The sequence below is a fragment of the Pseudomonas cichorii genome (genome assembly GCF_019719005.1).
In the GTDB taxonomy this organism is placed as follows: Bacteria; Pseudomonadota; Gammaproteobacteria; order Pseudomonadales; family Pseudomonadaceae; genus Aquipseudomonas; species Aquipseudomonas cichorii_E.
On sequence record NZ_JAIGPJ010000006.1, the window covers coordinates 156,606 to 179,346 of the forward strand.

The window sequence follows — 22,741 nt, forward strand, 5'->3', positions numbered from 1 at the left end:
ATAGGCAACTCAGGACGGAAAGTGAATGGCTCACTTTATTTGACTCAATGTGATTCAACCACCGCTGCCACGCGATCAAAGTTCTGGACCGCCAGGTCTTCTCTGGATATCCAGAAAGTCGCCTGGCCGCAATCCCCAAACCTGAGGTCGATGGCAGGATCCCAGGCGAGCTGCAGCAGGCATAATGGCTCCCCCTCGATATCAGGCATAGTGCCCTGCAACAGTGGAACGTGCCCCAACATCTGGTGGACCCTGGCCTCGGCACAATACTTTCGTCCATCGGCATGCTTGCGATGACTTTCCACATACGGCAAGTGCTCGCCTTCAAGGTCACGATAGAGCTGCAATGGAATCAACCGCGCTGCGTCAGGTGAACCCGAGACATAGGCAACAGAGGCCAGCAGCCCTTTTGTGAATACACGTCCCATCGCTCTGTCGGTGAGCGTGGCGTCTTCATCCCCGATCTGTTCAATGACCCAGTTTCTAAACGCCTCCCTCGAGGCCTCATCAGGAGCGCTCTCCCAGCCGATGCTGCTCGCGCGATCCACCCAGTCCAATACATCCTGATCAGCCACGAAACTGCGTGTTTTCTTGCTTCGGGCATTGCCTACGATACGTGCCAGGCGATCTATCATGATACCCACCTGGGGGAAATCAAGCTGATAGCGCAACCACTGGGCAGGGAACTTCCAGGTTTGGGACAGCGGCTGCTCCCAATGGAAAACTGGGTCGGCGTTGGGCATTAGCCCGGTCGCTGCCACGGCTGCTCCGAGGCTCAGTTCGGACCATCGCCGGTGGTAGGCCGTAATGTCTGGCATTGAGCCGTCTTCTGGCGTCGGCATATCGTATGGCCAGGTTTCCATCCGCCGTGCAACCAATGGCCACTGGACGTGGACCCGCGGGCCACTTTCACCGGGCAGCAACCAGTCTTGTCCCGCATACGAGCTGTCCACTGTCTTCACGTCCTGAATCGGGCGCAGATTTTCCGGCGCTTGGCGCGCGGGCTGGTCCTCGGGCACGTTATGCGCATACAGGACCCGGACACTTTCCTGGGGAGCGTCTGTATTCCAAATCTGTTCTTCGTCGTTTACGGCAAAGAAGAACAACATACCCTGCGTTGGCATCAGCGACTCGACACGTGGCAACTCCGCGCAATCGATCTGGGCAAGGAAATGCATAGGGGTCGACTCACCGTAACTGGCACCTACCGGCCATTCAAAAGTCTGTGGCAATTGCGGTAAACCGCCCAGACGGCTGCGTACTTTGGGGAACGCGGTGGGTGGATAGACCCGTTGCAGCACAATGCCGGTTTTGCGGTGTTTGTGGATGTGCGCCTCAAGCTCGGCTTCCACCTGGTGGTCGCGCAGGCTCGCGTCATAGGGGGACTGTGTTTGAGCTGCCACTTCCTGAACCTCCACGTTGCAAAGCGTTAGGGCTGTGTTGCAGTGCCAGTCGAGTTGCCATTTCAGCATGCGATATGCCAATCGCCCTGGCCGCGACTTTTATAAAAGTTGGGCAGGTGCCGGGCGTGATGCCATGGGCTTAAGGTAAAACAATAATCGAATTGCTGATGCTTGCCGATAGCACAGGTGTACTACTGCGGTGCAGGCTTCTTTCGCGAGTTCACTGTTCGCGCTGACATTGAATTGACCCAGTGGCCGATATCACGCTGCCCCAATATCAATCGGCCTATATATCGAGAGAAGTTTTTACATCAACGCCGATCGCGATGGCCCGTCCCTCGAAACCTGATAGACGCTGATCGGGTTAATTGGCCGGGGACGATGGGCTCATCCGATCAATTGCTTCCGGCGGCAGACCAAGCAACGCAGTGGAAGTGATGGCATTAGGCTATTTTGAGTTGTAAGCTTGCCACGCCAAAAAACGGAATCGGAATCCATCATGTTCGTAATCACTAGGCGCTGAGCAGATTTTATTCGGTACAACCTTCGCAGAGTCGCGCACGAGTGTCGTGCATATCTTCAATTAACGTAGTGCCGTAGAAACTGTGGTTCCTACGGAAGGGACAATCTCATATGGAAATCATTGCCGTAATTGCAGGCATAGCCGCGTTCATACTTTTGATAAAAAACACCAAGGCGAACGGCAAAATTGCTCAACTGAGCCTGCAGCTCAACGCTAGAAAAAACGACCTGGAGAAAACTGAAGCCGAAATCGACGAGCTCCGGAAACAGCTTCAAGCGCGAATCCACGAGCTTGAACGTTTTAAAGGGATCATGGATGTCGAGGCAGAGGCGTCACGTCTTTCCGCTGAAGCCAACGCGGAACGCACCCGCTTGGTTCAACTTGCTCAGTCCCGGGTCGAGCAGGCAGAAAACCGCTTGGCCAAAGCTATCGCCGATGCCGACAAGATTGTAGCGACAGCGAACGAACGCGCTCAAAAAATCGCCGGCGACGCCATGGAAGCTATGGGCAAGGCAAAGCAATATGCCGATGCCGCCAAAGCCATGAAGAACATCATCGAAGGTTACGGCGATGCCTATATCGTCCCGACTTACCATCTCCTGGACGACCTGGCTGAGGAGTTTGGATTCACCGAAGCTGGACAGAAACTCAAAGAGGCACGTGAACACACCAAGGTTCTGGTGAAAACGAGCAGGGCGGCCAGCTGTGATTACGCCGAAGCGAATCGCCGGGAAACCGCTATTCGATTTGTGACCGACGCCTTCAACGGCAAGGTCGACTCGATACTGTCTCGCTCCAAGTCAGATAATCACGGCAAGCTCGAACAGGAAATCTTTGACGCTGCAGCAGTGGTCAACCAACTGGGCGCTCCATTCCGTAATGCTCGGGTGAACGAGGAGTACCTCAAGGCTCGTCTCGAAGAACTGCGCTGGGGTGTCACTGCGAAGCTGCTGAAAGATCAAGAGCGCGAAGAGCAGCGACAACTGCGTGAACAGATGCGTGAGGAAGAAAAGGCTCGCCGTGAATACGAGCGAGCCATTAAAGACGCCGCCAAGGAAGAAACGACGCTGCGCAAAGCTTTGGAGAAAGCTCAGGAGCAGGTTGCCGCAGCTAACGCCGCAGAGCGGGCCGAATTTGAGACTCGCCTGGCATTGCTCCAAGACCAACTGAAAGCTGCTGAAGAGAAAAATCAGCGTGCTCTGTCGATGGCCCAGCAAACACGGGCAGGTCACGTTTACGTGATCTCCAATACTGGATCATTCGGAGAGGAAATCTTCAAGATTGGAATGACTCGCAGGCTTGAGCCACTGGATCGTGTCCGTGAGCTGGGCGACGCAAGCGTCCCGTTTGAGTTTGATGTACACGCTATGATCTTCAGTGACGACGCGCCAGGTCTGGAAAAACAACTGCATCGTCATTTTTTGCGTGAGCAGGTCAATAAAGTGAATCCTCGCAAGGAGTTTTTCCGGATCGATCTGTTGTCCATCCGCAAGGAGCTTGAATCACTCGGCGTCGAAACTCAGTGGACGATGATCTCCCAAGCACTCGAGTATCGTGAAACCCTTCGGATCGAAGAGCAGATTCGTGAAAACCCAGCAGTCGCTGCTGAGTGGACTAAGCACCAGTTGGCAGTCGAAGAAACCATCGCGCAGGAAGAAGAGGCGGTCTTGGAGACTGTTTGAGCATTTGCTCACAAGACTTGCGTCGGCATTTTTGTCAGCAAATGCGTGTGAGGATGAAGGCCGTAGTGCCAAGCCGCGTATCGGCGGCTTGGTTCACGACAGCCGTGCCAACAAAACGCGATTGGCGCGTTTTGAGTTTCCGACTTGTAGGTACCGCCAGCAAGGGAGTCTTTTCTTGTATAGTACATTATTTAACATAATACACATTATGCGAACAATCATATATAAAGCATGGAACACTCTACTGGTGCTTTTCAACGGGTAATCCCACTACCCAAGCCAGATTTTCTCACCTGCGAGAAAAACATCACCACGAACCACCGTACTGATGCTATCTCGCGAAATCCAACCTAGCTCTCACGCAAACAATTCCAGCGCCGCATCATCCCATTCGTGTCCACGCTCTGACCAACCATTGCCAACTGCTGGCGGGAACCCTGTGCGGCAATAGCCTTGTTTCGCCGTGAAATCGAATATGGCGTGCGGGTAATCATTGATCAGCAACACGGCCTTGCTGTGATCCATGGACCAGCCAATCTTCACGCTTGAGGGTTTTTCTTTGTCTGAAACGTCCTCGGCGTTGTAGATATGCAGCGCGTCCTGAATCGGGTTGCCTTCTACTGCTGTGTCCAGGGCGTAGAAATAGCCAGTGCCTTCGTCGTCTTCGAATACAACAACGTAAGTTCCTTCTGCCGCAGGTGCTTCTGTGACTGAGCCTTGGCCTACATGCAGTTCTGATTCGGCCGCCAGATAGATTGGCATCGAGTATTCCTTTACGTGTGGGTTTGATGTTTGAAGCACTGAATCATGCCAAACGCCATAAACCCTCTCAACCTTGAGCACAGGACCTCGTTGCCGAAGAGTCCTGCAGCAATGGCCACACCACACTAATCAACCCTAAAAACGCCAGTCCCGCGCCGACCCATAAAGGTCCACGCAAACCATACCCGGCATTGATCGCCTCTCCGCCCGCCCAGCTACCCAAAGCGAGGCCTGCGGTGATGACTGAGGTGTGAAGTGTATTCACCAGCGCGCCCGGTTCGGCGGCTTTCATCACTCGCGCTGCCATGGCCGGGTTCAGCGCAACACCTGTCAAACCGATGGTGATGAAGCACACCACATTCAACCACTGATGCTCTCCGGCCAGGGCGAAGCCGGTCAGGGCCAGGACCAACAGAGCCAGCCCCCAGCCCAATGCCGGGAATGTATGGCGGTCAGCAATGCGCCCAACGAATATATTGCCCACGAGATTGGCCACGCCATAAAGCGCCAGGAGAGGCGCTATATAGCCGGGAAGTACACCGACTTCCTTGATGAGAATCGGTGTGATGTAGCTGAACGCCGAGAAAGTCGATCCAATGATCAGGCCGCTGGTAAGGTAAGCGCCCCAAAGGCTGAGGTTATTGAGATCACCCAATTGCTGGCGTAGAGCTGGCTGTTTGTCTGCTCCGCCATGAGGCAGCCTGGTTGCGACCAGGAATGTACATACCAACGCTAACGCAACGATCAGCCATGAGCTCGCACGCCATCCATAAGCGTGTTCAATAATGTTGGTCATGGGCACGCCGGCCACAGGTGAAAGCATGAGTCCACCCAGGACAACCGATACCGCCCGCCCCCTTGCCTCAGGCGGTACAAGCCCGGCGCATATCGTCATGCACAATCCGATACAGGCGGCGCTGGCCACGCCCATGATGACTCTGGCCAACAGCAGGATTTCGTAGCTTTGCGCCGCTGATGCCAGTACTCCGGCAGCAACATACACAGCCAATAGCCCGATGAGTGCAGGCTTGTTGCCAATGCTGCGGGAAACCAGAAGCACCATGACAGGCGGCCCGCCCAGTGCCATGCCCAGTGCATAAAAGGCAATGAGGTTACCGACCTGGGCAAGGCTCACCGAGAATGAGTCGGCCAGCGCCGGCATCATCCCGGCCACCATGAACTCTGCGGTGACCAGTGTGAAGATCGTCAAACCCAGCAGGTAGACGGTAGGCGGTAGTTTAGAGCGGTTGGTCATGACAATCTCGAAGCAAAACAAAGCGCGCTACCCTAAGCAGATATGACCGAACGGTCAAATATCTGGGCGGAATAATGTCTGCACGCTTATCAAACAATGGCCGATAACCCTTCCCAGTCCAGCCGTCGCTCAATGCTGCCGCCCTTGATCAGCAAAGCCCTGTCGCACAGATGTGCAACCGTATTCATGTCGTGACTGACGAGAATCATGGTCATCCCGGTATCCCGTCGCAGGCCTTGAAGCAGATTGAGGATTTCCGCCTGGACGGTCATGTCCAGCGCCGAGGTAGGTTCGTCGAGCAGCAGCAACTTTGGTTGCAGTTGCAAGGCACGGACGATGGCGACTCGTTGTCGCTGGCCGCCGGATAGCTGATGCGGATAACGGTCCAGAACCTCGGCTGGCAAACCCACTTGCTCCAGTGACGCCACCAGAGTGGCCTCATCAAAAGGCAATCCGTTGACTTGCCGCGGCTCGCGCAGGCTGCGACGAATGCGGTGCAAGGGATGCAATGAAGCGTATGGGTCCTGAAACACCATCTGGACATCGCGGCGCAGTTTGCCCTTGAAGGCTTGCTGCGCCACAAGAGACTGGCCGAACACTTGAACGCCGCCCTGCCAGTCACGTTGCAGTCCCGCAAGCACCCTCAACAGAGTCGATTTGCCGGAACCGGAGCCGCCAATCAGGCCGTAACACTCACCCTGCCCGATCTGTATCTGCTCGACTTCCAGCGCCTTGAAGTGGCTCAAACCGCGCTTGAAGCTCACTGCCAACGAACTGATCTCCACTGCGTTCATCGATGCTCCTCAAGCAGGCTTCTGTCCAGGACAGGCAATGGTTGCCCATAGCTCAGCGCCGAAGGCTGGCAGTTCCACAAGGTCTTCGTATACGGATGGCTGGCAGTCGCCAACTCGGATGCCCGGCACCGATCCACGATATTGCCTTGGTACATGACCAACACGCGGTCGCAATATCTGGAGACCAGAGGCAGATCGTGGCTGATCAACAGCAGACCCATGCCCCGCTGCTCTACCAGGCCCATGATCAGATCGAGCATCTGGTCGCGCAGGTTGCTGTCCAGGGCTGAAGTCGGTTCGTCGGCGATCAGCACTCGAGGATCATTGATCAGCATCGCCGCCAGCATGACTCGCTGGCCCATGCCACCCGACAGTTCGTGGGGATAGCGATCATAGAGCGTTGCCGGATCCGGCAAGCCCACCGCATCGAGCATTTCCAATACCTTCTCACGACGCTCGCGACGCCCGAGTCGGGTGTGCAATACCAGCACTTCCTCTACCTGAGTGCCGACCTTGAGCACCGGATTTAGGGAATACTTGGGGTCCTGTAGCACCAGTGATAACCGAGTACCGCGCAGGGTTTGCCACTGTTTTTCGTTCAGTCGCAGTAAATCATCGGCCCCCAGGCGCATGTGCTCTGCAGAAACCCGAGCTGGACGAGGCACGAGCCCAAGCAGCGCACGGGCGGTCAGTGACTTGCCCGAACCGGACTCACCCACCAAGGCAACCTTTTCAGTTCCGACGGTGAAATCGATCCCTTTGACGACATCAATTCGCTGGGCATCAGGCCCGGGAAAACCGACACGCAAGCCTCTTACATCCAGGAGTGTTTCATCACGAGCCATGACGGGGATCCAGAACATCGCGCAGGCCATCGCCCAGCAGGTTGAAGGACAAACTCGTCAGCAGAATCGCGATGCCCGGTGCAGCAGCAACCCACCACTGATCGAAGATGACACGGCTACCATCGGCAACCATCGAGCCCCATTCGGCGGTCGGTGGCTCGACACCCAGCCCGAGAAAACCGAGCCCGGCAGCCGCCAGGATGATGCCACCCAGATTCAATGCAACCCGCACAATCACTGATGGCAGGCACAGCGGCAAGACATGCCCGAGCAGCAAGCGCGCGCCCTTGATCCCTTGCAGATGAGCCGCAGCCAGATAGTCACTGTCGCGCAGGACACTGGTTTCGGCCCGTGCCTGACGGGCATAAGCTGGCCATGCCGTGAGCGACAGGGCCAGCGCACCGTTGAGCAACCCCGGCCCGAGAATGGCGACGAATGCCAAGGCCAGAACCAGTTGCGGAAAAGCCATGACTACATCGGTTATGCGCATCAGGATTCGCTCTGGCCAGCCGCCGTAGAACCCGGCCGTGACACCCACCAGCACACCGATCGGCAAGGTCAGCAGCAAGACCAGCGACACCAGCAACAAGGTGGGACGTGTGCCATAAAGCAAACGGGTAAACAGATCACGGCCAAAGCCATCGGTGCCCAGCCAATGACTGGCTGACGGTGGCAACAACCGCTGTTCGATATCTTGATGGTTTGGATCAAAGCCGCTTAACAAGGGTGCGAACAGCGCAATCAACAGCAGCAGGACAATCAACGATCCGCCAAGGGTCAAGGCTGGCGAACGACGCCACCAGCGTTGTCCCGACACGGTATCGAAGGCTACAGAAAGACTCATAGCAACTCCCTCGTCCGTGGGTCGATCATGCCTGCCAGCACATCGGCGATACCGTTGACGATCACGAAACAAAGGCCGATCACCAAGGTGCTACCCAGAATCGCCGACACATCGCCTGCAAACAGTGCTGTCGTCAGATAGCGACCGATACCCGGCCAGGCAAAGACGGTTTCAGTGAGAATGGAGCCTTCGAGCAGACCGGCGTAAGCCAGGGCAACCACAATTACCAACGTGCCTGCGACATTGGGTAGAACGTGACGAAACAACACACGACCACGCCCGGCACCTTTGGCCAGAGCGGTTATCACGTACTCCTTGCCCATTTCACCCAGCAGTGCAGAGCGCGTCAGTCGGCAAATACCCGCCATGGCGTAAAACCCCAACACCAGCACCGGCAGTACCAGGTGTGAGAAGGCGTTGCTCAAGGCCCCCTCTTCTCCCGAACGCCAGGTGTCCCACAGCATCCAGCCGCTGGGCAGTTCGATGGTGTAGATAAACGCATCATCCAGACGGCCTGGCCCTCCCGCCCACTGCAATTTTGCGTAGAACAACAGCAGCATCAGCAGCCCGAGCCAGAACACCGGCACCGAATAACCGATCAGTGAGAACAACCTCACCAGCGTGTCGATCCAGCCACCGGGTCGCCAGGCAGCCAGCAGGCCCAGTGACAAGCCAAGAGACGCACCCAGCACAATCGACAGGGTGGCGAGTTCCAGGGTGGCGGGCAAGGCACGTTTCAAGTCTTCCAGCACCGGCTTGCTGGAGGTATTGGAAACACCCAGATCGCCTTGGGAAAGCTGGTGGAGGTAACTGCCGAACCTGACTGGCCAGGGTTGGTCCAGTCCCAGATCACTGCGGACCTGAGCCAGGGTTGCCTCACTGGCACGATCCCCGGCAATACGTAACGCCGGATCGACCGGCGAAAACGTAGTCAGCAGAAAAGTAAAGAAAAGCAGGCCGAGCAGCGTGACCAACAAGGTTAACAATCCGGTTCCTGCCACTCGAATCCTGCGCGAGGCCCCTACCCTCACTTGGCTTTGCTCACCTGATCGAAGTACGGCAGAGAAACCGTGATGTTCTGCAGAACACCTTCGACGCCCTCATGAACTGCAACCTGATTGCGGCCTTGCAGCGCCACGACATAGGGCGAACTTTCCTGTACGGTTTTTTGCAGATGGGCATACAAGGCAGTGCGTTTCTGTGGATCGCGCTCAGCCGCTGCGGCACGGGTTTCCTGACTTAGCTGGGGAATATTCCACTGGGTACGCCATGCCAGAGTTTTGGGCCCATTCTCTACGTTGTAAGTGAAGGTGCTGGCGTTGGAGTTCGGGTCAAGGTAATCCATGCCCCAATAAGTAAAGATCAGCTGGAAGTCGCGGCTACGCATTTTTGCCCACAATTCACTCTCTACCAGAGGGCGAACGGCAATGTCGATGCCAGCTTTCGCGAAACTGGATTGCAGAGCCTGGGCAATGTCGGTGTAAGGCGGTTGGTTGAAGACATTCAATTCAATCCTGGTGCCTTCAGCGATGCCGGCATTTTTCAGGATGCCTTTGGCTTTTTCCACGTCCAGCTTGAAGGGCTGATCACTCAATGAACCCGCCACACCTGCTGGCAGGAACGACTGGTGCACGCTGTATTGCCCTTTCAGCAGGTTATTGGAAATGCTCTGGTAGTCCACGAGCCAGCGTGCGGCTTCCCAGAAAGCAGGATTCTTCAGGGCGGGAACCTGGGTGTTACCGCTGTTGATGCCCAGGTAGTAGATCATCGATGAAGGAAAACGCTGGACGGTCACTCCCTTTTGCTTTTCCAGAGCGCTGAACTGGTCGGCGCCCAGATCATACGCAAGGTCCGCATCACCCTGGACCACCAACAGGCGGCGGGTGGCAGGGTCAGTGACGTTCTTGATCACGACGGTCTTCAGCTTGGGCGCTACGGCTGCATGGGGGTTGGCCTGTAAAACAACGGCCTCATGAGGTGTATAGGAGCGCAGCGCATAAGCGCCAGTGCCCGCCGAGTGATTTTTCAGCCAGCCATTACCCAGGTCGGCGCCCTTCGCATGCTTCTCGACTTCTGTCGCATCGACAATGAAACCAACGGGAGTCGCAGACAGAATACTCAGGGCAAACGAGCTACCTACACCTGCCGGCCAGGCGACTTTTACATGATTTTCATCAACCTTGGTAAGAAAGCCGTCAATGTTGTCTGCTGTCCAGCCCAGCTCTCCCAGAATGAATGAAGGCGTCTTGTTCAGTTTGACGACGCGCTTGAACGAGTAAATGACGTCCTCCGGGCGTACCGCGTTGCCCGAAGAGAAAGTCGCTCCGGAGCGCAGTTTGAACACCAGACTCTTGTCGTCACTGCCTGCTGTCCAGCTTTGTGCCAACGCAGGGACCAGTACGGACGGATTCTGGCGATCAGGCTCAAGCAGGCGCTGATAAAGGTTGGCCAAGGTGTTTGTAGCGGTAATTTCAAAACTTTCGGCGGGGTCAAGGCTGACGATATCGTCAATTGAACGAGCCACAATCAACGTATCCGCAGGCGTCTTTGCCCACGCAGAACCACTGATTGCAATAGCCATTGCCAAAGCCGTAAGACGCCGCATGCTTGATCCCTCATTCCAGAAAACATCGTGATATGAACCGACGATATATTGCCTTTAGGAATAAGAAAAATAGTTTTTAGTCATTAACTTATGACTTTTTGGCGTTGAAGAACGGCCTGTGTCTGAAGAAAAATCGAACGTATATCAATGCGCTGGGCAACACTGCTCATGTATCACAGTCATTTGCCCAGCGCCTGACACTCAGGGTTTAGCGGTTACGGGTAACCCTCCACACCGTATTCGCAAGGTCATCCGCGATGATCAGTGCGCCACGTGGATCGATAGTCACCCCTACAGGTCGACCGCGGGTTTTCCCGTCGGCATCCCGAAAGCCTGTAGCGAAATCAAGTGGCTCGCCTGCTGGCCGTCCATTGCTGAACGGTACAAAGATCACTTTGTAACCCACCGGATTATCCCGGTTCCAGCTGCCATGCTCGCCAACGAATACGCCGTTTGCGTACTTGTCGCCCAGGGCCGGTATGGAGAAGTCGACGCCCAGTGCTGCGACGTGCGATCCCAGGCTGTAATCCGGCTTGATTGCAGCAGCCACCTTCTCGGGATTCTGCGGCTGTGCGCGAGAGTCGACGTTCTGTCCCCAATAGCTGTAAGGCCAGCCGTAAAATCCGCCTTCGCGTACAGAGGTCAGGTAGTCGGGAACCAGATCGGGCCCAAGCTCATCACGTTCGTTGACCACCGTCCACAACTGCCCCGTCTCAGGCTGAATCGCCAATGCCGTGGGGTTGCGCAGACCGGTTGCATAAGGTTTATGAGCGCCTGTCTGAGCATCGATCTGCCATACCATGGCACGGTCGACTTCTGCCTCCATGCCACGTTCGGTGACGTTGCTGTTTGAGCCGATACCCACATACAGGAAACGGCCGTCAGGGCTGACAGTCAGAGCCTTGGTCCAGTGGTGGTTGATCTCGGAAGGCAGGTCGGTGACCTTGGTGGGTGCGCCGCTGGCCTTGGTCTGGCCTTCTGCATAATCGAAACGCACCAGCGCATCCTGGTTCGCCACGTACAGCTTGCCATCGGCAAAGGCCAGGCCATAAGGCGCGTTGAGGTTTTCGGCAAACACAGTCTTCAGCTCGTAGGTTCCATCACCGTCGGCATCGCGCAGCAATGTCAGACGGTTACCGCCTTTGACCTTGGTATTACCCTCGGCCTTGATGACGCTTGCGATGACATCCTTGGGCTTGAGCTTCGCAGCACCGCCGCCACGACCTTCTGCAACGATGATATCGCCGTTGGGTAGAACAAGAGTCTGACGCGGGATTCTCAGATCGGTAGCGATCGCGGTAACACTGTAGCCCTGAGGCACGGTTGGCTTTTTATCGCCCCACTCAGCCGGCTCGGCAATTTTCATGCTCGGCAGCAGGCCACGTTGCGGCTCAGGCAGTTTGGGATCGGGCCCGAGAGACTGGGTGCTATCCGCTTCGCCGCCACATGCGCTCAGCAACAAGGCAACACTCAAAACAGACAGTGCAGGCAAATGTCTCATTGCGCACCTCCCGACCGCAGGTTGCTCAACCCGATCCATGCGGCCACAACAGACAGCAGGGTCACGATGACAGACAGAACCAGACCCGAGGGCATGACGGCCCATGCGTCTTTCGCATGCTCGAAAGCATTGATCAGGCCCAATACCCAAGTGCCCAGAAGCAGCAGAAAGTACACCACCGGGCGACCAGCCTTGTGCTCTGCCCGGATCAGATTGACCAGCGCGAACAGCAGCGCCAGGCCGCAGAAAACCAGGCCACCGGCAATAAGCCAGGACGCAAAGTTGCTCCACTGGATCTGAAAGGTCTTGAAATAGGCAATGTCACTCAGCAAGGCGCCGAGAAACAGCGGGACGGTTCCGGCAAGCAAGATCGCGTGCAGCGGGCTTGGCGTGCTTCGGTAGACGGGGGTGGCGGTAACGGTCACGGCGGCTCCTTATCGTGTGGCGAACCTGGACTCATGCTCGGTGCAGTGGCACCGGCTCATCAGGGCGCGCGCAGACTGCGCACAGAAAAGGAACGCATGGCCAAGCCATTAGTTCAGCCCGTTTCGTATCTAAATATGTTCAAGGCGCCTCAGGGAAAGACAAGACCTCTATTTCGGTACCTCCCCCCCTATCACGACCTTGTCTCCCGCCTTCAGACCGGACAGCACCTGAACCCTGACCTTGTTATTGATGCCGGTACGTATATTTTCCGTTCTGACCTGGTCCTGCTCTTCAAGGATGCGCACCGGATAAGTGCCGTCAGGGTTCTGTTCGCCCAATGCCGCCAAAGGAATCGTCACGACACCCTCACTCACCTCGATCACGACGCGTACCTGTGCCGTCATATTGATTCTCAAGCGCCCGTCGGGATTGGGAACATCGAAGAAGGCATTGTAGAAAACCGCTGAATCTGACCGCCCTGCTCCGCTGGACTGGCTGGCGAAACTGGTAGAGGCCGGCTCGATGCCTCGCAATGTAGCGCTGTAACGCTTGTCGCGGTCCCCGAGTATCGTGAAGTAGACCGGCATGCCAGCCTTGATCTTCACCACATCGGCCTCAGAAACCCGGGCCTTGATGGTCATCGTATCGAGCCGGGCCATTTTCAGAATCACAGGCGCCAGTTGCTCTGCAATGACTGTCTGGCCTTCCTGAGTAACGATGGCCAGGATCTTGCCATCCATGGGCGCAAGAATCCGGGTGTACCCCAGGTTTATCCGGGCTGTCTCTATGTTGATTCGGGCAGTACGAACCTGGGCCTGAAGCGACGCGAGCGTGGCGCTCTTCTCTTCATGATCAAAGCGCGCCTTGTCGAAATCCTCACCCGATACTGCAGCATCGGCCCCCAGTTCCTCAAAGCGTTGGTAGGTCAAACGTGCGAGGTGTGACTGGTGAGCGGCCGCATCTCTGTCAGCAGTCAGCCTTTCACTGTTGACGATGGCCTGACGCAACGCGTTGCTCGCCGGCAGAGGATCAATCTGGGCCAGTAACTGCCCTTTCTGGACATTGTCGCCGGGAGCGACCTTCAGGCTTTGCAACTGGCCGGAAACCTGGGCCCCCACATCCACTTGCTGCTGGCCCTGAAGCACGCCTTCTGCCTGTACGGCATTTTCGATGTGGGTAATCTCGGCCGAAGCGGTCAGGTAATGAGGAGCCTCGTCTTGAGTGGCACCTTTATAAAGAGCATAACCGGCCAGTGACACCAGCAGGTCGATGAAAATCATCCGCAGAATGATCTTGCGGTAGTTGAGACCACACAGAAAACGCCAGATCCTCCTCACCACCAGGCCCTTTTCGTGATATGCATGCAACCCCCTCATTCTCTGTCAGGGGAATAGAAACATTCGGGCTCGGGGGCGTCTGTCCTTGCATTCGGGGACAAGATTGCTGTGGTATTCATCTACAGGCTCAAGAATCTTACAGTGCAGGCTCTGTAGGGTTTTCAGAGGCATGCATGACAGTTTGTCCCCAGTTTCCCTTACAGACATTGATCAAGGCCCATGTGTACATTCATCCATACATTAGGAGTCTTGTCCTACAAAATGAGCGCACCACAAGGCAAGACATCGATGGACTTCCGTGCCGGGGGATACCTGAAATACCGGCGGAAATTAATGCCATGGGGGCACACGTGTGATGAATGCCAATCTACGAATGACGGGAAAGCAACCGGCTTACTTTCTTGAACTGGGGCGTCTTATCTCGAGCGTCGGTGATGCGCAGTTCGTCTCCAATATGTATCAGCTCATAGCAGCCTCTGTGCCCATCGATTTCCTTGAACTCAGCGAATGGACTATCGATGAAAGCGAGGCAAGCATCATAAGCATCCAGCCTCTTGGGCGCGAAGCTACAGAGCGAAAGCTGGGAACGCCGACAGCATTGCCGGACAACCAGATGCTGCTCACGCGGATGCTCAACCTGGATGATTCACTGCTGATTCACCTCAAATACACAATCAACGATGCACCTGGCAGTAACGCAGGCTCCAGTGTCGCCTACCAGTGCAATCTGGTTTCACGAAAGTCCAATCGCCGCTGTGTGATCTCTCTGCGCCGGGAACCGCCACTGCGTGATTTCTCTCTGCATGAGCTGTCCTTCCTGAAGAATTTTTCCGAAACCCTGTTGCCCTTGCTGGAGCGACACGCTCAGACAACACGCAATCTCTTCAGCACACCGACCGAAGAAGATTCAGCAATGCAGGGTGGACAACAGTTGCAGAAAGACTTCAACGAAAAGCTGACGCTCTCCGAAGTCAGGCTGTCGTTGCGTGAAAAGGAAATCTGTCTTGGCTTGCTCGCCGGTTCAACTGTTCCGGAAATGGCTGAAAAACTCCATGTCAAAAACAGCTCCATAGAAACCTACCTCAAACGTGCAGCAGCCAAGCTTGGCGTGAAAGGACGTCATGGCCTGGTGAAGTGGATGATTGGTGTCTCCCAGAGTGTCTGAGCCACTGAATGCAGAGGGTTGCCGGTACCCACAAAGGCTATTTCAATGAAGTACTTCCTACTCAGCGCCCTGGCGGCTTCAGTACTTGGCGGTTGCTCTCTCATTCCCGACTATCAACGCCCGCCCGCACCTGTAGCTGCAAGCTATCCGACGGGTACAGCCTATGCGACAGGTGTTACTGCGCCTGCAGGTCAGGCAGCGGCGGAACAAGGCTGGCGAAACTTCTTTCGTGACCCGGTGCTTGGCCAACTGATCGAAAGCTCATTGTCCAATAACCGCGACTTGCGCGTAGCCGTACTCAATATCGAGGCCTATCAGGCTCAGTACCGCATACAACGCAGCGACCTGTTTCCTGCTGTTTCGGTGAGCGGGTCAGGCACGCGACAGAGCCTTCCTGCCGATTTGTCAGGGGTTAACAAGCGCGCCATCAGCAGCTCCTACTCCACCACATTGGGTATCAGCGCCTACGAGCTGGACCTGTTCGGCCGCAACCGCAGCCTTTCCCGTGAAGATCTGGAAATCTATCTTTCCAGCGAACAGGCACGGCGCAGTACGCAACTGAGTCTTGTGGCCAACGTGGCAAACGCTTACCTCACCTGGCGTGCAGATCAGGAGCAACTCAGACTCACCAGTGACACTCTGCAAACCTATGAGCAGAGTCTCAATCTGACCCTTCAGCAAGGGTCGGCAGGCACTGCATCGGCCCTGGCAATCAGCCAGGCTCGTACATCCGTGGAAAGTGCGCGGGCACGCCTGGCGCAATACGAAAGACTGGTTGCCCAGGACCTCAATGCCCTGACACTGCTGGTGGGAACCCGTGTTTCGGATACGCTGCCGGCGCAGCCCTTGAGCAGCGAGCTTCTTGGCAGCGTACCCGCGGGCTTGCCTTCGGAACTGTTGCAGCGTCGCCCGGACATTCTCCAGGCCGAATACCTGCTCAAAGCCGCCAATGCCAATATCGGCGCTGCGCGGGCCGCATTCTTTCCCAGTATCAGCCTGACTGCCAATGCAGGCACCTCAAGTACTGAGCTGTCGGGGTTGTTCAAGGCGGGCTCAGGAGGCTGGCTGTTCCAGCCACAGATCAACATTCCGATCTTCAATGCCGGCAACCTGCGCGCCAGCCTGGACTACTCGAAAATCCAGAAGGATATCCGGGTCGCACAGTATGAGAAAAGCATCCAGACCGCATTCCAGGAAGTCGCCGATGGCCTGGCGGCAAGGCAGACCTACACAGAACAACTGATCGCGCAGCGTGACTCACTCAAAGCCAACGAGGACTACTACCGGCTGGCAGAGGCACGTTACAGAAGCGGCCTTGATAGCAGCCTTACCCTGCTGGATGCCCAGCGCTCGCTGTTCACCGCTCAATCGACACTAATCTCGGATCGTCTCGCCCAGCTCACGGCCGAAATCGATCTCTACAAGGCGTTAGGTGGTGGCTGGCATGAGTACACCACACCAGCAAGCCTTGCGCCCATCCCTGCTCAGGCACCGCCCGCGTAAGCGGGCATTCTGAATAATCCATTCAAATGATAATGGTGACCTAGTGCATCTGCGCAGCATGATAGTCGGCGCTTAATATTAAATAGCTAGCACTTAGCGTACCAAGGCAGATTAATATTTTTTTACCTACTCATATGTATGTATATGCACTAAATCATGTAGTGGTGTTACTAATTCACTCAATCAAAGACCCCCAACACAAACTCCAGCCCGCTCATATAGCCAAAAATGATAAAAGCCAACACCTGCAGGTTGCACTAGAGGCTGAAACGATATAGCTTTTTTTCCAATCCCCGTGCATGATTGGATCCGTGCGTGAATCATCGAATCTTAGAGCAGGTAAACAGCGACTTTTGAAATCATGAAATTTTCACATACGGCAGACTTAGGGCGCAGGCCATACACGACAAGCCCCGAACTTGCCATTGAACTTTCCTGATCGTCCGTTGTCATACGACCTCACTTGTTTCCGATGAAAACTCGCACTATTCAGCGTTCTTGACCGGGTGACAGACACGCACAAGCGTGGCCAAGATTGATATTTATCGGACTGACTCTATGCACACAAAACTGCCGGGTTCCCAGGTATTTGATTTGCTCATCGAAGCGGAGCGCAATTTCCCTGCCGCCAGTGAAACTGAATATATCAGTGCGCTCGCCTCCCTGTTTGGCAAGTTAAACGTTGATTATTTTGCCTACCTGCACATGGACCTCACCCCCCTGGGTATTTCTCGAGTCTCCATATTCAGCAATTACCCGACCGAGTGGATCGAGACCTATCGCAAGAAATCACTCTACAAGAAAGACCCCATCATCATTCATTCGGCAAACACCTCGAGCCCGTTCTTCTGGAGCGAGATTCTGCGGCCTAAACACGTCAATCTGGAGGTGGTCGAGCAATCCGCCCACTACGGGATCGAACAGGGTTTCACCGTGCCGATGCATGAGCCAGGCCGCACGTTTGGCTCGATGCACCTGGCCGCTTCCCTGGCTAACAAAGCCTTTGTGCCTAGTATCAAAGCCCATCAACTGGCGATAAAGGCCATAAGCGATCTCGCCCACCACAACCGGCCGCAGCCCTCTTCCTCCTCCGATTCGCTGAGGCTCACCCCTCGTGAAAACGAGTTTCTGCGATGGCTGAGCATGGGCAAGACCTATCGTGAAATCGGCCTGATAATGAACATCAGCGAGCGCACCGTGAAATTCTATGCTCACCAGATGACGGAAAAACTGGAGTGCGTCAACGTGAAGCAGGCCATGATGAAAGCCATGTATCTCAACTTGGTCTAGTCCAGATATCACTTTGGTCTAGTCCAGGAAGATAGAGTAACTCCCTCTTTTTGCCCTGATTGAAAGCACATTCTCGCACTCAATGAGTGCGCAGTTTGCGTGCGCCCACGATATACCTTCACAACTTACCCAACAAACACGCGTTTGAAACATATATATGTTTAAGCGGCGCACGTTACGACGGGAATGTTTAGCAAGGTTTCACCTTAAGGAAAGTTTTCGATAAACATTAACTATCCGAGGCATTGAAAAAAATTATAACAGCGCACACGCCCTCATGATTCATTCCTGTACCTAGGTACAGTAGTAAAAGAGCGGGGTGAAAGTTAAAAATCAATCACTGTTCAATATTCAGACATCGCACAAATAGTTACTCCACTCCGCCACCCGAGCGCCGGATAGATGTTTAACCCGATCGATGTCGTTTTTTGAATAGTCTTACAAGTTCCTGGTATTACTCGCTGCGAGAAAATAGCCCTTGAATCGCCAAGGGGAAGGCTTGGGAAGCGTACAGGAAGATGACGACCCAGACCTTAATCCATAGGCCCGTCGCCGTTTTAGTCGCGATTGGGAAGGTTGAAGAAATTCAACTGAAAAAAATTTCATCTAACACAAAAAGGAAGTCTGATGAACGTTCAACAACTCTTTCCCCATCTGGGTAAAGTCATCACCGGTACTGGAAGCCGTCATTTTGCCCGCCTGCTTCACGATCTGATCAGTGCCTCGCTCCATGTCGACGCCACTCATGTGACCCAGCACCGCACCAGGCTGGTGGAGGTCGCGACAACGGCATCAGTACCCGCTCCCATGACCAGGAGCTCAAGTCAGGATGCCATGCCGCAGACCGGAAAGCCCCGCCTGGAGCCTGTCTTGCTGAGCGCCGACCAGTTTGCCAATGCCCGTATTGATAAAAGCATCAGATTCGACGTACAGGACATCTCGAACCAGTGCGCAGACCAGAGTGAGGTGCCTCAAGTGCACCTGGCATCGCACAGCAATGGCCAACGCTGCGTCATCTCGGTTTATCGCTCGTCCTCGTCCAAACCTTTCACCAGCCAGGAGCGGTCGCAACTCAAGGACATGTCCTGGATGCTGTTGCCCATTGTGGAAGAACACATCGCCACCCTGACGCCCGTACGCACAGCTGTGGCTCCAACACCGATTATCGCCGGTGCTGCTGAAGATGCAGCCATGGAAAGCTTGCGCCAGCGCTTCCTTGATCGCCTGGATGCATGCGAGCTGAGCCTGTCACTGCGCGAAACCGAGGTATGCGTAGGCCTGCTGGCAGGCCTCACTGTGCCTCAACTGGCCGAACGGCTGGAATTGAAGGTCAGCACCGTAGAGAGCTATTTCAAGCGCGCAGCGGTAAAGATGGGGATTGGTGGCCGTAGCCCGCTGCTTCGCTGGCTGCATTCAACCGACACCAAACGCAGTGTCACTGCTGCCGGCGTCTATCAAAAGGCTGTCTGAGACAGCTCTCCACTTCGTTAACGTTCACTGCCTTTCGCAAGGGTATCGGTTCTACATCCCGGGGATGTACTGACCGATACCCTTGCTTCCTTCAGCCGGTTCAGCCCCGGGTAACCGGGGCTGGCTGCAGGGCTCAGTCCCGTGCAAGAGCCTCGATGGGATCAAGACGTGCCGCATTGCGTGCAGGTACAAAGCCGAACACGATGCCGATCAGGGTGGAACAGACGAACGCCGTTATGATCGATCCCAGTGAAAACACCATCTGCCATTCCTTGACCAGCAGGGAAAACACATAACCGATGGCAAAGGACAGACCGATGCCGATCAGGCCGCCCAGCAGGCAAACCATGACCGCCTCAACCAGAAACTGCTGGCGAATGTCAGAAGGCCTTGCGCCCACCGCCATCCTGATGCCGATCTCGCGGGTACGCTCGGTCACCGATACCAGCATGATGTTCATGACGCCTATACCGCCTACCACCAGGGAAATCACTGCGATCAGCGACAACAGCAGCGCCAGGGACTGACTGGTCTTCTGCACGGTCTGCATGATGCTGTCCAGGTTGTAGGTGAAGAAATCCTTGGTGCCATGGCGTTTCTCGATAAGTTTGGTCAGGTTTTCTTCCACCAGCTTGCTCGGCTGACCGTCCTTGACCCGTACCGTGATGCTGTCCAGATAACGCTGACCCAGCAAACGGCCGGACGCCGTTTCGTAAGGCATCCATACATTCAGGTTTTTGCTGGTGTTGAATACGCTCTTCTTGTCTTCGGTCACACCAATGACGATACAAGGCAGGTTATCCACCAGAATCACCTGCCCCAGCGGATCGGTTTTCGGCCCGAACAGGCGTGTACGGGTGTTGTGATCGATCACCACCACCTGGGCCTGGCGAATGCTGTCTTCCTTGCTGAAGCCCACGCCCTCGCCCATCTTGATGCCTCGTACACGGAAGTAGTTGTCGCCTACTCCGTTGACTGTCGCGGTCACATCGAGATTCTGATAGCGCAGCAGCAGGTTGCGGCCGACATTGGGTGTCGCGCTGTCAATGTAATACTGCTCCCCCAGCGCCGCGACGTCACCCAGGGAGAGCGTTTCGATCGCCGCCGAGCGGCTGTCTCCCCAGTCGGTCCCGGGGAATATCTCGATGGTCGTGCTGCCAATGGCAGCGATGTCGTTGAGTACATAGCGTTTGGCGCCCTCGCCGACCGCCACGATCGACACTACGGACGTAATGCCGATGACAATCCCCAGCATGGTCAACAAAGTACGCATGCGGTGCGATATCAGCGCAACCCAGGCCATGGTGAATGCCTCGCGGAACAGCTCGAAGCTGGCCACCAGGCGATTGCCCTTCCGGTTTTTCGTCGGTAACCGGTCCTGCTCCTGGTCTTGCGGGGCCTGACGATCAGGATTGATACGATCACTGACAATCTTGCCGTCTGATATCTCGATGACTCGCTGCGCATGCGCTGCAACCTTCTCATCGTGAGTAACCAGAATGACCGTGCGCCCGGCCGCATTGAGTTCCAGCAGAATCTTCATCACCTCCTTGCCGCTTGCTGTGTCCAGCGCTCCGGTCGGCTCGTCGGCGAGAATGATCTCACCTCCGTTCATCAAGGCACGCGCAATACTGACCCGTTGCTGCTGACCGCCAGAGAGCTGATTGGGCCGATTGCTCAGATGTTCCCCCAACCCCAGGCGTGACAGAAGCTCTTGCGCCCTGTCATTTCGGGCTGACTCGCCGACACCAGCGTAGATCGCAGGCATCTCGACGTTATTGACAGCACTCAAGTGCCCAAGCAGGTGATAACGCTGGAAGATGAAACCGAAATGATCACGCCTGAGGGCTGCCAGTTCGTCATCCGTCAGCGCATGGGTTTCACGTCCGCTGACCTTGTAGCTCCCGGCATCGGCATGATCGAGGCAGCCAAGCACGTTCATCAGCGTCGACTTGCCCGACCCGGATGCGCCGATGATCGCGACCAGCTCCCCTTCGTTGATGGTCAGATTGATGTTATCCAGGGCAATGAAATCCTTGGCACCTGCGCTGAAGCGACGGGTAATGCCCTGCAGTTCCAGTAACGGTTGAGTCGTCATGCGCCAGCCCCCGACGTTGCGGTTGCAGTCGCCGTCGAGGTGGAAGGCTCACCGATGACCACTTGATCACCTTCCTGCAGTCCGTCATCGATCTGCACCCGGACATTGTTATTGATGCCGGTCTTGACCTTGCGAACCTGAGCCAGCCCCTGAGCATCCAGTACGCGAACCGCAAAACGGCCGTCAGCATCTTTGTCGCCCAAGGCTGCAACAGGCACTGTCAGCACACCGGAGGCTTTGGAAAGGACGATACGCACCTGCGCGGTCATCGAAATGCGCAGCTTGTGATCGGGATTGGGCACATCGAACAGCGCGTTATAGAAAACCGCTGTGTTCTGGCGACTGGAGTTGTTGGCCTGGGTTTCCAGGAAGTTCTGCGGCGCAGGCTCGATACCGCGCAATTTGCCGTAGTAGCGCTTGTCTGACTCGCCCAGGATCGTGAAATAGACTTCCTGGCCTTGTTTGATGTGAATCACATCCGCTTCGGAAACCTGAGCCTTGACGGTCATGGTGTCCAGATCGGCCAGTTTGAGCAGCACCGGCGCCAGCTGTTGGGCGATGACGGTCTGGCCTTCCTGGGTCACGATGCCCACTACGGCGCCATCGATAGGCGCGACAATGCGCGTATACCCCAGATTGACCCGGGCGGTTTCCACCTGGATACGTGCATCCTTGAGCTGAGCATTCAAGGAGCGCAGGTTGGCATCCTGAACATGAAAATCCGCCTTGGCCGTCTCGAAATCCTGCTTCGAGATTGCGTTGGCCGGCAGCAGGTTCAGATAACGCTCGTAGGTGGCCTTGGCTTGGCCCAGTTGCGCTGCCGTAGCTTCCTTCTTGGCGATCAGGTCCTCTTCATTGACCTGAGCCTGGCGCAGGGAGTTCTGCAGCACGACAGGGTCGATCTCGGCCAGCCACTGCCCTTTCTTAACCTCATCTCCCAGCTGGACCTTGAGAGACTTCAACTGGCCGGACACCTGGGCACCGACATCGACCTGCCTGACGCCTTGCAGAACGCCGGTAGCCAGCACCGAATTCTCGATGTCGCTGCGCTCGGCCTTGGCTGTCAGGTACTGGGGCGGCGCTTCCTCGGAGCGAGTCGCGGCATACATAACCCCGGCAGCAGCCACCAGACCGAGAATGATAACGGTTTTGCGAAATTTGAACTTTGGCATATAGGACCACGAATACGTTACGGACAGGCCCGGCTGGCTGGCAGCCGGGATGAAGGTTGTCGATGC

18 protein-coding genes are annotated in these 22,741 nt (G+C 55.7%); 5 read left to right on the top strand and 13 right to left on the bottom strand.

Annotated features, from left to right (window positions below):
• Positions 1–44 precede the first annotated feature (44 nt).
• Positions 45–1,472, bottom strand: coding sequence for a DUF1963 domain-containing protein (locus K5D32_RS07645; RefSeq protein ID WP_221593274.1), 1,428 nt, complete (start codon positions 1,470–1,472; stop codon positions 45–47).
• Positions 1,473–2,036: 564 nt separating this feature from the next.
• Here K5D32_RS07645 and K5D32_RS07650 point away from each other — a divergent pair.
• On the top strand, positions 2,037–3,608 hold the full coding sequence (locus K5D32_RS07650) for a DUF4041 domain-containing protein (protein ID WP_221599666.1): 1,572 nt from the start codon (positions 2,037–2,039) through the stop codon (positions 3,606–3,608).
• Positions 3,609–3,965: 357 nt separating this feature from the next.
• On the opposite strand, the gene K5D32_RS07655 is transcribed toward K5D32_RS07650, so the two are convergent.
• The 10 genes from K5D32_RS07655 to K5D32_RS07700 all read right to left on the bottom strand — a co-directional run bounded on the left by K5D32_RS07655 (position 3,966) and on the right by K5D32_RS07700 (position 13,920).
• Positions 3,966–4,370 carry a DUF2251 domain-containing protein gene (locus tag K5D32_RS07655; protein ID WP_221599668.1) on the bottom strand — a complete coding sequence of 135 codons (405 nt, stop codon included), beginning with the start codon at positions 4,368–4,370 and terminating at the stop codon, positions 3,966–3,968.
• A 67-nt stretch (positions 4,371–4,437) separates the two neighbouring features.
• Positions 4,438–5,625 carry an MFS transporter gene (locus tag K5D32_RS07660; protein WP_221593267.1) on the bottom strand — a complete coding sequence of 396 codons (1,188 nt, stop codon included), beginning with the start codon at positions 5,623–5,625 and terminating at the stop codon, positions 4,438–4,440.
• An 89-nt stretch (positions 5,626–5,714) separates the two neighbouring features.
• Entirely contained in the window at positions 5,715–6,419 is a 705-nt protein-coding gene (locus tag K5D32_RS07665; protein ID WP_221578301.1) for an ABC transporter ATP-binding protein, read from the bottom strand.
• Complete coding sequence (locus K5D32_RS07670; RefSeq protein ID WP_221593265.1) at positions 6,416–7,264, bottom strand: ABC transporter ATP-binding protein; 849 nt, start codon at positions 7,262–7,264, stop codon at positions 6,416–6,418. Before K5D32_RS07670 ends, K5D32_RS07665 begins: the two co-directional genes overlap by 4 nt.
• Entirely contained in the window at positions 7,254–8,108 is an 855-nt protein-coding gene (locus K5D32_RS07675; protein WP_221578303.1) for an ABC transporter permease, read from the bottom strand. The genes K5D32_RS07670 and K5D32_RS07675 overlap by 11 nt, the downstream gene beginning before the upstream one ends.
• Positions 8,105–9,115, bottom strand: coding sequence for an ABC transporter permease (locus tag K5D32_RS07680; RefSeq protein ID WP_221578317.1), 1,011 nt, complete (start codon positions 9,113–9,115; stop codon positions 8,105–8,107). Before K5D32_RS07680 ends, K5D32_RS07675 begins: the two co-directional genes overlap by 4 nt.
• Before the next feature lie 20 nt (positions 9,116–9,135).
• Positions 9,136–10,713, bottom strand: coding sequence for an ABC transporter substrate-binding protein (locus K5D32_RS07685; RefSeq protein WP_221578304.1), 1,578 nt, complete (start codon positions 10,711–10,713; stop codon positions 9,136–9,138).
• Positions 10,714–10,921: 208 nt separating this feature from the next.
• Entirely contained in the window at positions 10,922–12,214 is a 1,293-nt protein-coding gene (locus tag K5D32_RS07690) for a sorbosone dehydrogenase family protein (RefSeq protein ID WP_221599670.1), read from the bottom strand.
• Positions 12,211–12,639, bottom strand: coding sequence for a DUF2231 domain-containing protein (locus K5D32_RS07695; RefSeq protein ID WP_221578306.1), 429 nt, complete (start codon positions 12,637–12,639; stop codon positions 12,211–12,213). Before K5D32_RS07695 ends, K5D32_RS07690 begins: the two co-directional genes overlap by 4 nt.
• 168 nt (positions 12,640–12,807) lie before the next feature.
• Positions 12,808–13,920 carry an efflux RND transporter periplasmic adaptor subunit gene (locus K5D32_RS07700; protein ID WP_260407301.1) on the bottom strand — a complete coding sequence of 371 codons (1,113 nt, stop codon included), beginning with the start codon at positions 13,918–13,920 and terminating at the stop codon, positions 12,808–12,810.
• A 412-nt stretch (positions 13,921–14,332) separates the two neighbouring features.
• Between K5D32_RS07700 and K5D32_RS07705 the strand changes: the two genes are divergently transcribed.
• The 4 genes from K5D32_RS07705 to K5D32_RS07720 all read left to right on the top strand — a co-directional run bounded on the left by K5D32_RS07705 (position 14,333) and on the right by K5D32_RS07720 (position 19,405).
• Positions 14,333–15,142: a helix-turn-helix transcriptional regulator gene (locus K5D32_RS07705; protein WP_260407302.1), complete on the top strand. Its 810-nt coding sequence runs from the start codon at positions 14,333–14,335 to the stop codon at positions 15,140–15,142.
• 45 nt (positions 15,143–15,187) lie between these two features.
• Complete coding sequence (gene adeC / locus K5D32_RS07710; RefSeq protein ID WP_221599674.1) at positions 15,188–16,645, top strand: AdeC/AdeK/OprM family multidrug efflux complex outer membrane factor; 1,458 nt, start codon at positions 15,188–15,190, stop codon at positions 16,643–16,645.
• Between the two features lie 558 nt (positions 16,646–17,203).
• Positions 17,204–17,935 carry a LuxR family transcriptional regulator gene (locus K5D32_RS07715; protein WP_221578309.1) on the top strand — a complete coding sequence of 244 codons (732 nt, stop codon included), beginning with the start codon at positions 17,204–17,206 and terminating at the stop codon, positions 17,933–17,935.
• A gap of 627 nt (positions 17,936–18,562) precedes the next feature.
• A complete protein-coding gene (locus K5D32_RS07720; protein ID WP_221578310.1) occupies positions 18,563–19,405 on the top strand; it encodes a helix-turn-helix transcriptional regulator in 843 nt (280 codons plus the stop codon).
• 133 nt (positions 19,406–19,538) lie between these two features.
• On the opposite strand, the gene K5D32_RS07725 is transcribed toward K5D32_RS07720, so the two are convergent.
• Positions 19,539–21,503: a MacB family efflux pump subunit gene (locus tag K5D32_RS07725; RefSeq protein ID WP_095068666.1), complete on the bottom strand. Its 1,965-nt coding sequence runs from the start codon at positions 21,501–21,503 to the stop codon at positions 19,539–19,541.
• Entirely contained in the window at positions 21,500–22,675 is a 1,176-nt protein-coding gene (macA, locus tag K5D32_RS07730) for a macrolide transporter subunit MacA (RefSeq protein WP_221599676.1), read from the bottom strand. The genes K5D32_RS07725 and macA overlap by 4 nt, the downstream gene beginning before the upstream one ends.
• Positions 22,676–22,741: the final 66 nt, after the last annotated feature.